Annotated in this window: 9 protein-coding genes; 8 read left to right on the forward strand and 1 reads right to left on the reverse strand. The window is 41.8% G+C overall.

Annotation, left to right across the window (positions count from 1 at the left end):
• Window position 1: 1 nt before the first annotated feature.
• The 3 genes from OC25_RS01720 to OC25_RS01730 are packed head-to-tail and all read left to right on the forward strand — an operon-like array spanning window position 2 to window position 4,416.
• Window positions 2-1,429 (forward strand): RagB/SusD family nutrient uptake outer membrane protein, encoded by a 1,428-nt coding sequence (locus OC25_RS01720; RefSeq protein WP_039471069.1) that lies wholly within the window; start codon window positions 2-4, stop codon window positions 1,427-1,429.
• 1 nt (window position 1,430) lies between these two features.
• Window positions 1,431-3,878: a zinc-dependent metalloprotease gene (locus OC25_RS01725; RefSeq protein WP_039471070.1), complete on the forward strand. Its 2,448-nt coding sequence runs from the start codon at window positions 1,431-1,433 to the stop codon at window positions 3,876-3,878.
• A gap of 1 nt (window position 3,879) precedes the next feature.
• Complete coding sequence (locus tag OC25_RS01730) at window positions 3,880-4,416, forward strand: DUF3347 domain-containing protein (protein ID WP_039471071.1); 537 nt, start codon at window positions 3,880-3,882, stop codon at window positions 4,414-4,416.
• Between the two features lie 106 nt (window positions 4,417-4,522).
• Here OC25_RS01730 and OC25_RS01735 read toward each other — a convergent pair whose 3' ends face one another.
• A complete protein-coding gene (locus OC25_RS01735; RefSeq protein ID WP_039471073.1) occupies window positions 4,523-6,346 on the reverse strand; it encodes a M60 family metallopeptidase in 1,824 nt (607 codons plus the stop codon).
• 630 nt (window positions 6,347-6,976) lie between these two features.
• Between OC25_RS01735 and OC25_RS01740 the strand changes: the two genes are divergently transcribed.
• The 5 genes from OC25_RS01740 (at window position 6,977) to OC25_RS01760 (ending at window position 15,436) form a co-directional block, all read left to right on the forward strand.
• Window positions 6,977-7,540, forward strand: a complete 564-nt coding sequence (locus OC25_RS01740; protein WP_039471074.1) for an RNA polymerase sigma factor — start codon at window positions 6,977-6,979, stop codon at window positions 7,538-7,540.
• A 76-nt stretch (window positions 7,541-7,616) separates the two neighbouring features.
• On the forward strand, window positions 7,617-8,780 hold the full coding sequence (locus OC25_RS01745; protein ID WP_039471610.1) for a FecR family protein: 1,164 nt from the start codon (window positions 7,617-7,619) through the stop codon (window positions 8,778-8,780).
• A gap of 170 nt (window positions 8,781-8,950) precedes the next feature.
• On the forward strand, window positions 8,951-12,274 hold the full coding sequence (locus OC25_RS01750) for a TonB-dependent receptor (protein ID WP_039471076.1): 3,324 nt from the start codon (window positions 8,951-8,953) through the stop codon (window positions 12,272-12,274).
• Between the two features lie 12 nt (window positions 12,275-12,286).
• Complete coding sequence (locus OC25_RS01755) at window positions 12,287-13,939, forward strand: RagB/SusD family nutrient uptake outer membrane protein (protein ID WP_039471079.1); 1,653 nt, start codon at window positions 12,287-12,289, stop codon at window positions 13,937-13,939.
• Complete coding sequence (locus OC25_RS01760; RefSeq protein WP_039471082.1) at window positions 13,940-15,436, forward strand: sulfatase family protein; 1,497 nt, start codon at window positions 13,940-13,942, stop codon at window positions 15,434-15,436. It begins immediately after the preceding gene.
• Window positions 15,437-15,455: the final 19 nt, after the last annotated feature.

Consider the following 15,455-nt stretch of genomic DNA (forward strand, 5'->3'; position numbering starts at 1 on the left):
GATGAAAAAGAATATAACTATTATCGCGTTCCTGGCCGTTATTTTAATGGGAGGATGTAAAAAATATACAGATCTTACTCCAACAGGTTCATTACTGGTAGAAAACGCTCAAGATTACTACGAGCTGGTATCTTATCCTAACCGTGCTTATCTCATCAGTAATTTTCAGTATCTGGTAGATGATATGTGGATGAAAGAATCGAATTTTATCGGTGTTACACCCAATATCAATACCGTACATTTTAGTTTTAACGAGAATATCGATCGTGTTTCGATGATTACCTCATCTAATTTTTACGATCGCTCATACGTTTATATTAACCGCTGGAACACCATTATCTCATTAGTTGATGGAAGTAAAGGAGACGATAACGTAAAAGCCTTAGCTAAGGCCGAGGCTAAAGTTTTAAGGGCATTTGATCACTTTCTGCTGGTAAATGTTTATGCCAAAGCCTATAACGCAGCAACTGCAGCAACCGATGGCGGGATTTGTATCATGGATAAATATGATTTAGAGGCACAACCTGTTAAATCATCAGTAGCGGAAGTGTATAATTTCATTCAAAAGGATATCGATGATGCGCTTCCATACCTTCAGGCACAACCAGCAGATCCTTATCATCCATCACTGGCCTTTGCCTGGGCACTAAAAGCCAAAGTACATTTATTTAAAAAGGAAATTGCACAGGCTAAACAAGCTTGCGAAAAGTCGCTTGGTTACAATAACCAGATTTTTGATCTGGTTAACTATACTACAAAACAAGGTGGTCCGTCAGTTACACCAATCATTGCACCAAATAATCCTGAAGTACTAAGTTATATGTATATCCAGGGGTATAATGAAACCAATTTTGGTTATACCTGGATAATCAGCCCGGAATTGAGAGAGTTATTTGGTACTAATGATGCACGTTTTAATATGTTTTTTAATACCACAAGCGCGAGCTTTCTTGATATTGGATCAAACTCAGCATATTACAGCATTTTTTACACCAGATTCTTTTACCCAACCGTTGGTTTAAAAACTACCGAAGTATATTTAATGCAAGCCGAGTGTTTGGCCAGGGAAGGCGATTTAGCCGGCGCCATGGCAGTGGTGAATAAACTCCGCGAAAAACGCATCCTTTCGGGCGACATTATCCTTCCGGTACCTGCAACCCGAAAAGAAACCATGGATATTATTATCAATGAACGCAGAAAAGAATTGTTTTTAGGCTTTAACCGCTTTATGGATTTAAAACGCTTAAACACTGAACCTGAATACGCAAAAACAGTAGTGCGTAAGTATCCATTGGTGAACAAAACAGTTCCGCAACAAACCTATACACTGTTGCCTACATCCAGGTTGTATATTATTCCTTTTCCACTTAACATACTTAAGAAAAATCCAAACTTAACTCTAAATACCGACGAAAAGCTCCCGTTTTAAGATGAATATTAAAAAGATTATTTTTCCGATGGCATGCATGCTTTCAGTAGCTGCCTATGGACAAAAAGTACAGGTAAAAACCGACAGTACCACCAAGAAAGCCCCGGTTGATTACAGCAAACTCATTCCAGAAAGTGCTTCAAGCCAAAACGGATTGTTTGATGTAAAACGCGTAGACCAGAAATGGTTTTTCGAAGTGCCGGATAGCATGCTTAACCGCTATATTTTAGTGATAACCCGCTATGTGAGTACCCCGCAGGGTATGGGCAGTTTTGGGGGAGAGCAGGCAAACGAACAAACCGTTTATTTTGAGAAAGGCAATAACAACAACCTTTTGCTGAGATCAGTTTTGTATCGCCAGGATGCAAAAAACAGCGAAACATCCATTTACAAAGCCGTAATGCAATCGCAGGAAAACCCGATTGTGGCTGCATTTGATATTAAAGCTAAAAACCCTAAAACCGGCAATGCAGTAATTGAGGTGACCGATTTCTTTAAAAAAGATAACCCCATTGTATCGATCGCTGCTAATGAAAAATCGGAGAAAAAACTCGGTAGTGTAGCCGATGACCGTTCGTTTATTGAAAAGATTAATACTTATCCGATTAATATTGAGGTTAAAACCACCAAAACCTATACATCCTCAGCCGGAAACATCCCTTCAGGAGCCTTAACCGGTGCCGTAACGGTACGCTTAAACACCTCTTTTGTGCTTTTGCCTAAGGTAGCCATGCGCAAACGTTTTGCCGATGAGCGCGTAGGTTATTTCAACAACAAATACATTTTGTTTGATGAAGACAGACAGCATGCTGATGCGAAGTACTTTATCGAAAGATACCGCCTGGAGCCTAAGGATGCCGATTTGGAGAAGTACAAAAAAGGCAAACTGGTTGAACCTAAAAAACAGATTGTTTATTACATCGATCCGGCTACGCCGAAAAAATGGCGACCGTATTTAATTGCTGGTATAAACGACTGGCAGAAAGCTTTTGAAAAAGCTGGTTTTAAAAATGCCATTGTAGGTAAAGAATGGCCTGAAGCCGATACCACCATGAGTTTAGAGGATGCCCGTTTCTCTGTAATCAGGTATTATGCTTCTGAAACACCTAATGCTTATGGTCCGAGAATTAGCGACCCACGCAGTGGCGAAATTATTGAAAGCCATGTAGGCTGGTACCACAATGTGATGAAACTGGTACAAAGCTGGTATATGATTCAGGCTGGTGCGTTGGATGAAAGGGCACGAAAAATGAATTTTGATGATGAATTAATGGGGCAGTTAATCCGCTTTGTTTCTTCGCACGAAATTGGCCATACTATTGGTTTAAAACACAACATGGGCGCCAGCAGCCAAACCCCGGTTGAAAAATTAAGGGATAAAAAATGGGTAGAAGCCAACGGCCATACTGTTTCGATTATGGATTATGCCCGCTTTAACTATGTAGCACAACCCGAAGATCATATTGCACCTGAAGGCATTTATCCGCGCATTGGTGCCTACGATAAGTGGGCCATTAACTGGGGTTACCGCTATTACGACCAGGTTAAGGATGAGTATGCAGAAGAAAAGATTACCAAAAAAATGATTCTCGATTCGCTTACAGCCAACCCTAAACTTTGGTTTGGCGGCGAAGGAAAAGATGAAGATCCGCGGAGTCAAACAGAAGATCTTGGCAATGATGCCATTGCTGCGAGCGATTACGGCATTAAAAACCTGAAAAGGGTAGTGCCTAACCTGGTAAAATGGACTTATGAACCCGGCGACCTTTATAACAATTTGAGTGATATGCACAAAGGAGTTGTACGCCAGTTTAGCCGCTACCTTTACCATGTAATGAAAAACATTGGTAACAGCTATGTAACCAAAAGAAGTACCGATGAAGCTGGTTTAGTATATACAGAAGTACCGAAAAAACGCGTAAAAGCAGTTGTTGATTATGTAGGCCGTCAGTTGTTCGATGCACCAATCTGGTTATATCCAACAGCGATTACCAGCCGGATTGCAACCAAGCCTATGGATGATATAATCGATCAGCAAAACCAGATGCTGAACATGTTTTTAAGTCAGGGTTTAATTTACAACTTAAGCCAGAAAGCTTTGAATTCTGCTGATCCATATACAGTAAAGGAGTATTTAAACGACTTGAAAAATACCACCTGGATTAAATTCAGTGGGGTTGAAGCCAGTGATGTTTTCCGCAGGAGCTTACAGCGTTCGTACTTAGAAAAGTTGAACATGCTCATTAATCCGAAAGATATTACTGATGGCAAGGCCATGACTACTGCACAGCGCAGCGATGTACGTTTAGAAGCCATTGCACATTTAAACGATATTAAAGAAACCATTAAAGTACTTGTTGCACAAACCAGCGGAATTAACCAGCTACACCTGAAAGATATGCTTCAGGAAATCGAGAAAATAAATAAAAAATCAAATACAAATGCCTAATATGAAACGTTCACTTATTATTTTGCTCAGCTCTACCTTATGGTTAGGCTACACAGCAAAAGCACAGGTACTCACTTCGCTGCAAGAAGTTGGAACCCCAGAGCTGGCTCAGAAACGCGAAGCCTTAAAAGAATCGGTAATGACCAGCTACCTGGGCATTAAAAACAGCCTGGTTAAATCAGACTCGCTGGGTGCCGTAAAGTTTGCCACCGAACTGATCGCCAATTTAAACCAGTTTAAGTTTAAAAAACTTTCGCTGGAGAAAATGAACGAGGCCACCACTACGCGTAAAGAAATGATTGAGCTGGCACAGTCTATCGCAGCTACCAAATCAATCAACAAACAACGTAGTGAAATGGATAAGCTATCGGTTAAGATGTGGTCGGTTATAGAAAGGTTTAAACCTGAAAAAACGAGTTTATATAAACAGGTTTGCCCCATGACAGGTACTACCTGGATTAGTGATGATATAGCGATTCAAAACCCGTATTATCCTAAAAATATGCTTACCTGTGGCGAGGTTAAAGCCAGCATCTAAAGAAAGAAAATATTTAGTTAATGATAAAAGCGGCAATCTGGATAGATGCCGCTTTTTTATTGATTAATTGAGACAGAAGAACGGGCAAACATTTGCCCGCTTTTTTTTAATTGTAAAGCCCAATCTCGGCTAATGCGGCAAACTGTAATCCGTCATGCGCGTTATTGGCTATTACTTTGAGGTATCTGAATGTTTTGCTGCTGCCAAAAGCAAAATATTGTGCACCCGTAGCGTTTTGTGCGGTATAGTTGTTAACTGCGGTAAAGGTTACATTATCCGTACTGGTTAACACCTGAAAGTCTTTAACGGCGCGTGCCAGACTATTTCTTTGTACTAAGCTTAAACCTTTTGCAGTTTTAGATGAGCCCAAATCGATTACAATCTGGTGCGGATAACTGGTTGCTGTACTGGTCCAGCGTGAGTGCCAGTAAGTGCTGAAACTGCCATCAATTAATGTAGCAGCCCTGCCGTTGGTAGCACCTTCGCCACTAGTTTCTTCCGAGCTGAAAGAATTGATCGTCCAGCCGGTTTTGCTTAATTCGTTTAGCGGGGCAACATTGTCTTGTAAGGTTGAAGGATCGGTAGTTGGAGCAGGTAAGCCCAAAGCCGCCATATCCGTATAAATTTGGGTGGTAGCAGCGGCGGTCGATAAATTCAAACCCCATTTCGTAAAGAAATTACTCAAATTTTTACCCGATATGTTACAGGCTTTCAGCATGAAATAACGTAGTTTATCATCGTCATTTGATAATGTTGGGTTTTCTACACGCATATTTTTTGATAAGGTACGGTAAAAGTTATCGCCATAAGCCAAAGTCAGCTGCTGGAACATGGCTAACCTGATCCAGACATCCGTTAAAGGGTTGGCATAGCTGGTCGATCCGTTAAAATCTTTGGTGCCATCGGCCTTGCCTAAATAGGTGAAAACTTTTGGCCAGGTGCCATCGTTTACGAGCCTGTTGATAGAAGGGGTAAGCGTACGCTGTACATATAAACTGTAAAGGTTAACGGTAACTTCGCCAAGGGTGCCCCAACGCCACATCATCTGGTGCTGGTGACCCAGCTCGTGCCACATGCCCCAACCATTGGTGCCTACACTGTTTAAAGTTAGTATGGCGTTTACATCAGAGGTGATATAAGCCGTGCGGTAATCGTAAGCAAAGAAATAATAGGCAGGGTCTTCATGCTGGGTAAGCAGGTAAGTATGCACATTTTTGGCATGCGCAGGCAACGAATTGTCTAAGCCGTTCAAATCATCTTCAAGGGCAATAACTTGCGTAATTTTGTTTAATATGGCCGCCTGATCTTCTGTCTGGTATTGTATCGCCTTGGTACGCGAAACCACAATAAAACAGTTCGATCCTTCCAGAACCACATCAGGTGTAGTGTAGGTTTGTAGCTGGTTAATCCAGTCGGAATTGGTGCTCACCCCAAGCTTGAAATAAGGTGCAAACTGATAGCCGCTGTTAAAGGTTATTTTAGCGGTCGAACCGGTAGTAGCGTTGGTATATCTGATCCATAATAAACCGCCAACCGCATTGGTAATCGTATTGGTACCTGCGGTAAGTTGTACAACAGTAGGTTGGGTGTTCCAGGTGCCATATCTGGAGTAAGTTCCAATCAGTAATTTAGGTAAACGTGTTCCGGCGGTTTGCTCTACCGTAATATCCAGCGTAGCATTTGGGGCCATGTATAAACCAGTAGCCGTAAAATCTGTTAGCTGATATCCGTTCTTTAAGCGGTCTCTTTCAATTGAAGCGCTGATCTTTTCGGTAACATTAAAAATGTTGGTTTGTGTTGCCGATTCTACTGTTGCACCACTTTTTGGGATCTGGTTTGTTGCCACTTCTTCGGGTAACAGCGTTGCTTTTTTACAGGCAGAAAGGCCCATTACGGCCAGGGCAGTAAAGAGTAAAAGTTTCCTTTTCATGATTAGGTTTTTGTAGGTTAGGTTATTAAAATCCCGTAACTAAAAATAGCTGCCGGAGTTAATTGGTTTATTAGTTGGGTTTAAATAACCTTCAGACAGCACAAATCGGGGTATTAATGCACAGCTATTTAAAATATTCGGTTACAACAGTTGTTTTTTGCTTAATGTAATGTCTTGTAAATCAATCTGACACAAACTGAAAGTCTTTCTACAACGTCAATCGAATGTATAAATATTTACAAGTAGATAAAAGAAAAAAGATTGCGCAACCGTTTGATCATCTTTAACAAATAGCCTTGTTTTTGTCTGTAGACAAGTGGCAGAGCAGCAGTGATGATTTGTTTTTCATTTAAACAGGTTCATTTTAAAAAACTGAAAGCCTGAAGATTGGGAATGGAGATGATTCCTCAGGTAGCCGCATGTAAATTAAGTGGGAAAATATAAGTTAAATTTCAATAGATCAAACGTTTGCGCGATGATGGGTGAAAAAATAACTTTTATTTATTTCTAAAGTTATGCTTAATATTGATTTAAAGAATATCGATTTTATAAACCAAATACAACATAATTTATTAATTACGAGCTGTTTAACCTGCAGCAGGTAATTTTAAATTTGCCATTCTATTGTTGATGAATAATTATACCGAACTCCATGATCTGGAACTCATTCAATTGGCAAAAGAAAGAGACAGGCATGCCTTTTCGCATATTTACGAAAGGTATTGGGGAGTGCTTTTTATTCATGCCAGAAAAATACTGGGCAATGAGGAAGAAGCAAAAGATATTGTTCAGAACCTGTTTTTTAGTTTATACAATAATATCAATCAAATCGATTTTAAAACTTCGCTTTCTTCCTATTTGTATCGCTCGGTAAAAAACCAGGTATTAGATTATATTAAACACCAGAAAATTGTAGACAGATACCTCGAATCTTTTAATGCTTTTGCAGAACAGGGCGTGGCTGTAACCGATCAGGAAATCAGGAGGAAAGAACTCGAAAAAATTATAGAAGCCGGTATGGAAGCCCTTCCCGGCAAAATGAAAGAAGTATTTCTGTTGAGCCGGCTTGAAAACATGTCGCACAAAGAAATTGCCGATAAATTAGGCATTACCCAACATACCATTAAAAGCCAGATTAGTAATGCCATTCGCATTTTACGCGCAAAAATTGGTGCGCTGAATGTGTTCTTTTAATCAAATCAAAAATATTTCTTTTTCTTCTCATACCAGCACTCCTTTCAATCGTCTTAGTTTAAGAAGCCTATTTGAAATGAACCTAAACGAATCAACATTTAAAGCGCTGCTGCAAAAATACCAGGATGGCACCTGTACGCCAGAGGAACTCAATACCCTCGAAAACTGGTATCTGGCAGAGGCTCAAAAGCCAGTTCCTGATTATAACGAATCAACGCTAACGGAAACTAAAACAGCGATCTGGAAAGCTTTTTCAGAGCGGGAAGGGTTTAATGCGCCCATTGCTGTTCCTGAGAGAAAGACCTATAAATTGTATAGAAACCTCAGCATTGCAGCAGCCCTGGTGATCGCATTCGCTGCAGGATTTTATTTTTATACCCGCAATGAGGCGAAAAATTACCGTTTTGTAAAACGGGAGGATGCACCTGTTGTACCTGGCAGTAACCGGGCCTTACTTACGCTTGCCGATGGTACTAAAGTGGCCCTTGATGACTACCGCAATGGTGAGCTGGCTCAAAAATCGGGTATTCAAATCGTTAAACTGGCTGATGGACAATTGCTTTACCGCATTCCGAAAGCAACACAAAAAACAGGACTCGATCATCTTTTCAATACCATACAAACACCCAATGGCGGTCAATATCAGCTTATACTCGAAGATGGTACCAAAGTTTGGCTAAATGCCGCTTCATCTTTACGCTACCCTATGGCCTTTACCAAAAACGAAAGAGTGGTTCAGCTTCAGGGCGAAGCCTATTTTGAAGTGGCTAAAGACAAAAAAAGAAAGTTTTTAGTTAAAACCGCTCTACAGGAAGTAACCGTATTGGGTACCCATTTTAACATCAATGCCTATCCTGAAGAAAATAGCATAAAAACGACCCTGCTGGAGGGCAGTGTTCAGGTTACACCAAACGGCAAAGGAGTTCCGGTACTTTTAAAACCCGGACAGGCCTCACAGTTTACCGGCGATCTGTTTGTGGTAAAAACAGTTGATACAGAAGAAGCTGTAGCCTGGAAAAACGGCTATTTCGTGTTCGATAACGAAGATCTTAAAACCGCCATCAGAAAAGTGGCCAGATGGTACGATCTTGAGGTAGTTTACGCAGGACAGTTTGACACTGCAGAAATAAGTGGTTCTGTTTCGCGGTTCGACAATATTGATCAGGTACTTCAGGTACTCCGGTTAACCACTAAGCTAAATTTTAAAGTTGAAGGAAGGAGGTTAACCGTAAGTCACTAAAAAATTAGCCTATAAATCGAAGGCGCGGCAACGCCTCCGATTACTGATAAAGGCTTAAGCAATACTAATTATCACATAAACCAACTTAACAAACCAAATGTATGAATTTTAAACAGAAAATCTCTGGTAGGGCATTTTGTGCCCATCCCGGAGTAAAACGATACCTTATTATGAGAATCTCTTTGACCATGGTTTTGATGACATCGATCTTTTTGCAGATCAGTATCGGTGCAGATGGTCAGCACATTACTTTAAAGGAAAATAACGTAGCGCTGAAAGATATTTTGAAAAAAATAAAGAAACAAAGCGGCTACACCTTTATTTATATGGGTAATGTTTTTAAAAATGCAAAACCAGTGAGCATCTTAGCCAATAGCCAGAGTATTACCGAGGTACTGGATGATGCCTTTAGAAATCAACCGCTTGAGTACACCGTGAGCAATAAAACCATTATTGTTCAGCAGAAGAATACTGTGTTGCCGCAAAACAGCAACATCATACAGCTTAAAGATGTAAGCGGCAAGGTACTCGACGAAACGGGCAGCCCTTTGCCAGGTGCCAGTGTTAAAGTTAAAGGACAAAATATAAGCACAACAACCGATTTGAATGGAGTATTTACACTGAAAAACATTTCGGCCGATGCCGTGATTACGGTTTCTTTTGTGGGTTACGAACCACAGGATGTAAACCTGAACACAGCGGGGCAACTGGTTATCAAACTTATTCCCGTTTCGGCAAAATTAGGCGATGTGGTAATTGTAGGTTATGGCAGCCAGAAAAAAGCCAACCTTATCGGTTCAGTTTCGCAACTAACCGCCAAAGACATTAACGACAGGCCTGTTTCCTCTTTAAGCAACGCGCTTACAGGTCAACTACCCGGCATTACCGTAATACAACGCAGTGGCCAGCCGGGTGTGGGTACCGGAAATATCCAGATCAGGGGCGTAGGTTCTTTCGGGGCAAACGCAGGTGCGTTGATATTGGTTGATGGAATTCCTGTAAACTCGTTCAATGATATCGATCCTAATGATGTAGCTAATATTTCGATCCTCAAAGATGCTTCAACAGCTGCAATATATGGTTCGAGGGCGGCAAATGGTGTGATTTTGGTAACTACCAAAACAGGTGCCAGCAGTGACGGTAAAATTAAAATCGCCTACAACGGATACACCGGTACGCAACGTGCTACGGCTTACCCTGAATTTGTTGATTCGTGGGAATATGCCACTTTAATTAACGAGGCGCAGCCCGGTGCTTACACTGCGGCGCAAATCCAGAAATATAAAGATGGTTCCGATCCGGATAATTACCCTAATGAAAATTATATCAACGAAGTATTTAAAAAATCAACCTTTCAAACCGGTCATAATTTGTCTCTTTCAAATAGTCTGGGCAATACACAATACTTACTTTCAACCGGATATCTATACCAAAACGGAATTGTAGCCAAAAATAACTATAACCGATACAACATCAGGTTTAACATGACTAACCAGTTTAACAGCAAACTGAAATTAACTACCCGTTTATCTGGCGCTCAATATATAAACAACGAACCGGCACCACCTGCTACTTTAGACTGGACAGATATGTTAACCAATATCAGTCAGGTGATTCGCGTACCGGCGATATACGTGAATAAATTAAGCAATGGTGATTATGGATTGGGTGTGGTGGCAAAAGGAACCCCGGTTTCTTATTCTGATAACGAATCGTTTTTTAAAAGCAAACAAACCGATCTTTTGGCCAATTTGCGCCTGGATTGGGAGGTGGTTAATAACCTAAAACTTTCTGCAATTGGCGGCTATACCCAGTTAACAGGTAATTCGCAACGTTTTTTAGCCAACCAACGCTTAAATAGCACGGTTACGTTAGGCCCCGGAAGTTTAAGTCAGGCCAGCCAGAATAGCAGCTATAAAACCTTTCAACAGCTTGCAGAATATAAGGTAAAGATCAAAAACCACGAGATAGGAATTCTTGCCGGCCATTCTTACGAATATAATAAAACGGATACCCTTACAGCCAACAGGACAGGTTACAACAGCAATACCTTAACCGAAATTAATGCCGGTGATGCCAGTACCCAGAAAAATACCGGTACTGCGGCAGAGTATGCACTCGATTCTTATTTCGGCAGGGTAAATTACAATTACGATAACCGTTACCTGGCCGAATTTACCGTGCGTTACGATGGTTCATCGAGGTTTCCCGATGCTTCTAAATACGCTACCTTTCCGGCAGGAGCCATTGGCTGGCGCATTTCGGAAGAACCGTTTTTAAAAGATAAAATTACCTGGTTAACTGATCTTAAAATTAAAGCTTCATACGGTACATTGGGTAACCAGAGCATTGGTAACTATGCCTATCAGAATGTACTCAATGCTGGGTATAATTATCCTTTTGGTGGCACTTTATCAACAGGCGTAGCCAATACCAGATTAGTTGATCCAACCATTAAATGGGAATCAACCAGAACCAAAGATGTAGGTGTTGAAGGTAGTTTATTTGGAGGAAAGCTTGGTTTCAGTGCTGCGTATTTCGATCGCTATACTTACGATATCCTGGTTAGTCCGGCTTCCAGTGTATCAACTGTGCTTGGCTTTGGTGTAGGCGTGCAAAACTCCGGCCGTTTAAGCAACCGGGGTTGGGAGTTTACTTTAGATTACAAGAATAACATCGGCAGTTTTAATTACGGCATAAACGGGAACTTTTCCATCATCCGCAATAAGGTACTCGATTTAGGTGTAGGTAACATTACTCAGCCTAACGGAATGGTCGGAAACGGTTCAACCTTGTTTAATGGCTTTCCAATGGATTTGTATTACGGGTATCAAACCGATGGCCTGTTTGTTGATGCTGCCGATATAGCTGCCTATGCCAATCAGAAAAGTATTAATCCGAACGTTAAACCCGGCGATATCCGTTACCGCGATATCAGCGGCCCCAACGGTGTGCCCGATGGTAAAGTTGATGCCACTTACGATCGTACTGTTTTGGGTAGCAGAATCCCTAAATACACTTATGGTGTAAACCTTTCGGCGAGTTATAAGAAATTCGATTTATCGATTCTGTTGCAGGGCATAGGTGGTGCCAGTGGTTATCTGGATGGTTATGCTGGCTGGGCTTTTTACCAGAATGGAAATATCCAGCGTTACCAGGCCGATTCGCATTGGTCGGCGGCCAATCCTGATCCTAATGCCAAATACCCGCGTTTAGAAACCATTTCGAATACCGGAACAGCAAACACCTTAACCTCTTCGTTCTGGATGCTGGATGGCAGTTATTTGAAAGTAAGAAACATACAACTGGGTTATAAATTTAACTCACCTACATTAAAAGCCAGGGGAATTGAAACGTTGAGGATTTACGCTACGGCTCAAAACCCTTTAACTTTCAGCAAATACCCTAAAGGCTGGGATCCCGAAACCATTACCAGTGGTTCTTATTATCCGATTATGGCCGTATATACCCTGGGTTTAAACGTTAATTTTTAATGATTACTAAAGATGAAAATATTATATAAAGCTATATTACCAGCCTTAACTGTACTCTTACTGATGGTATCGTGCAGGAAAGAGCTGGACAGGGCACCTTTGGATCAGTTTTCTAGCCAAACTTTCTGGGAAACCGAACAAAATACCATGCTGGCCTTAACGGGTGTTTACCGGGGCAATATCCAGATGTCGGTAAATCCTACCAGTGCCGAGTTTTCGGCTACCGATTGGTGGTCGTACCATGGTTTGCTTTACCTCGAATTTGCTACGGATAATGCTTACGACAGGAGGGGAGACAACTCGGGTTTTAATACCCTTACCAATGGCACCTTAACCGCAACTAATAGTTACCTGGCCAATTACTGGAGTTTAAGTTACCGCCGCATAGCAAGGTGTAATTACTTTTTAGAGAATATTGCTAAAGCACCGATCGATGCGGCTAAAATTGCCCGGATGAGTGCCGAAACAAGGTTTATACGCGCTTGTCAGTACTTTTACCTTTCGCAATATTTTGGTGCAGTGCCTTTGGTAGAAAAAACGCTTACCCTTACCGAAGCCAATACCGTAAGTAAAAGCTCTAAAGATCAGGTTCAGGCTTATGCCGAAGCCGAATTTAAAGCCATTGTATCTGCACTGCCTAAACAAAACGCTATGCCTGCATCTGAACGTGGAAGAGCTACGCAACAGGCTGCACTGGCCTTTTTGGGTCGCACCTACCTGGCAGAGCAAAAATTTACAGAGGCGGCAAGTACCTACAAGCAACTTATCGATTTGAACGAAAACATCATCGATCCAAATTACGAGAGCTTGTTTAATGGTACCAACGAAACCAGTAAAGAGATTATTTTTGCCACGCAATACATTCAGGATTTAGCCCCAAATGCCATGATGCAGCATAACTATCCGGCAAAACTGGGTGGTTACGTTTTACACTGTCCGCTGGGAAGTCTGGTAGAATCGTACGAATTTACTGATGGTACACCTTTCTCTTATACCGACGCCAGATACAGCGCAACCAATGTAGGCCTTAACCGCGATCCACGCCTTAAGTATACGGTATTATACAACGGACAGAATTTCAAAAACATTGTGTATACCAGCAATCCGGATGATGCCAGTTCTCCAGATCAGTTAACCACCACCAAACAAGCCACCCGTACCGGTTATGCGCTTAAAAAGTTTAACAGTGAAGCATTTAGTGGTGGCGATTTGCAAAATTCTGGTGTCGATTTGCCGATTATTAGGTATGCTGAGGTGTTGTTAAGCTATTTAGAGGCTAAGCTCGAATCTGGTGCAGCTATTGATCAGGCTTTACTGGATGAAACCATCAATAAAGTGCGTGGCCGTGCCAGCGTAAACATGCCTAAAGTAACCGAAACCAATCCTTCGGCTTTACGTACTATTTTGCGTCGCGAAAGAAGAAACGAACTGGCTTTAGAAGGTATTCGTTACTGGGATTTGTTGCGCTGGAAAAACATTGGGCAGGTGCTTAACGGCGATTTTTACGGAGCAGCTTTCCCAGGTGCAACCAATCTGCGCAAAAAAGGAACTACGGTAGATCCTTACAGCCGCTGGTTTGTAACTTCGAAAGCTTTCCGCGTGGGACAAGATGAGCTTTGGCCGGTTCCACAAAATGAGGTGAATATTAATCCTAAACTTAAATAAATGAAAATTCCATTTCTGATTTTATTGACTTTTTTCGGCTTGCAAAGCTTCGCGCAAAAAAAGCCCAATGTGATTTTAATCTGCGCTGATGATTTAGGCTATGGCGACCTGAGCTGTTATGGAGCTACAAAGCTACATACGCCTAATCTTGACAAACTTGCTGCAAGCGGCATCCGTTTTACCAACGGACATTCGACTTCGGCAACCTGTACGCCTGCACGTTATGCCTTAATGACCGGCGAATACCCATGGCGTAAAAAAGGCACCGGTATCTTGCCCGGTGATGCGGCACTGATTATCCCTACCGATCGCAAAACCTTACCAAAAGTTTTTAAGGAGGCTGGCTATCAGACAGCGATCGTAGGCAAATGGCACCTGGGTTTGGGCGAGCAGGTAGAAAAAAACTGGAACGGGGAAGTTAAACCCGGTCCCAATGAAGTTGGTTTTGGTTATTCGTTTATTTTTCCGGCTACTGCAGACCGCGTACCAACAGTCTTTTTACAAGATCATAAGGTAGTTGCACTAGATAAAGATGATCCGATTGATGTAAATTACAAGCAGAAAATTGGCAACGAGCCTACCGGAAAGGAAAACCCCGAGTTGTTAAAAATGAAGAGTTCGCCAGGGCAGGGACATGATAACACCATCGTAAACGGTATAGGTCGCATTGGTTTTATGACAGGAGGCAAACTGGCCAGGTGGACAGATGAAGAGCTTTCGTTTACCTTTCTGGCCAAGGCAAAACAATTTATTGCTGAGAAAAAGCAGTCGCCTTTTTTCCTTTATTTTGCTTTAACCGAGCCACATGTACCGCGTATGCCGGCAACGATGTTTAAAGATAAAAGCGGTTTAGGGGCACGGGGTGATGCTATTTTGCAGTTAGACTGGACGGTAGGTGAGATTATGAAAGAACTGCAAAACCAGGGTATTGCCCAAAACACCATGATTGTTTTTACCAGCGATAATGGTCCGGTACTTGATGATGGCTACCAGGATGGCGCAGTAACCCGCTTGAACGGACATACCCCTGCCGGAACGCTTAGAGGTGGTAAATACAGTGCGCTTGAAGCCGGTACGCGTGTTCCCTTTATCATTAACTGGCCGGCAGGAATTAAACCAGCCGTTTCTGATGCATTGGTATCGCAAATTGATTTTATCCAGTCTTTTGCTGCTTTATTGCAAACTAAAGTGCCGGCTGGCACCGCAAGTGACAGCGAAAACCAACTGGCTGCTTTCCTGGGTAAAAATAAAACCGGCCGTTCGGTATATGTAGAACAGGGTGGAGCACTTTCGATCATTAAAGACAACTGGAAATATATTACACCTGAAAAAGGACCTGCGTATGCCAAACTGGTAGGTATAGAAACCGGTAATCTGGAAACACCTCAGCTTTATGATTTGAGTAAGGATAAAGAAGAGAAACATAACCTGGCCGATACTTATCCTGATAAGGTAAAAGCACTTGCTGCTTTACTGGCAGAGATTAAAGCGAAGTAGTACGCTACATTTTGATGTG

It is taken from the genome of Pedobacter kyungheensis, from assembly GCF_000812965.1.
GTDB classification, from domain to species: domain Bacteria; phylum Bacteroidota; class Bacteroidia; order Sphingobacteriales; family Sphingobacteriaceae; genus Pedobacter; species Pedobacter kyungheensis.

What these genes read in the sequence shown, in the direction of transcription:
- OC25_RS01755 (WP_039471079.1), top strand. Translation starts at nt 12,287, where the DNA reads ATGAAAATATTATATAAAGCTATATTACCAGCCTTAACTGTACTCTTA.
- OC25_RS01740 (WP_039471074.1), top strand. Translation starts at nt 6,977, where the DNA reads ATGAATAATTATACCGAACTCCATGATCTGGAACTCATTCAATTGGCA.
- OC25_RS01745 (WP_039471610.1), top strand. Translation starts at nt 7,617, where the DNA reads ATGAACCTAAACGAATCAACATTTAAAGCGCTGCTGCAAAAATACCAG.
- OC25_RS01725 (WP_039471070.1), top strand. Translation starts at nt 1,431, where the DNA reads ATGAATATTAAAAAGATTATTTTTCCGATGGCATGCATGCTTTCAGTA.
- OC25_RS01750 (WP_039471076.1), top strand. Translation starts at nt 8,951, where the DNA reads ATGAGAATCTCTTTGACCATGGTTTTGATGACATCGATCTTTTTGCAG.
- OC25_RS01760 (WP_039471082.1), top strand. Translation starts at nt 13,940, where the DNA reads ATGAAAATTCCATTTCTGATTTTATTGACTTTTTTCGGCTTGCAAAGC.
- OC25_RS01720 (WP_039471069.1), top strand. Translation starts at nt 2, where the DNA reads ATGAAAAAGAATATAACTATTATCGCGTTCCTGGCCGTTATTTTAATG.
- OC25_RS01730 (WP_039471071.1), top strand. Translation starts at nt 3,880, where the DNA reads ATGAAACGTTCACTTATTATTTTGCTCAGCTCTACCTTATGGTTAGGC.
- OC25_RS01735 (WP_039471073.1), bottom strand. Translation starts at nt 6,346, where the DNA reads ATGAAAAGGAAACTTTTACTCTTTACTGCCCTGGCCGTAATGGGCCTT.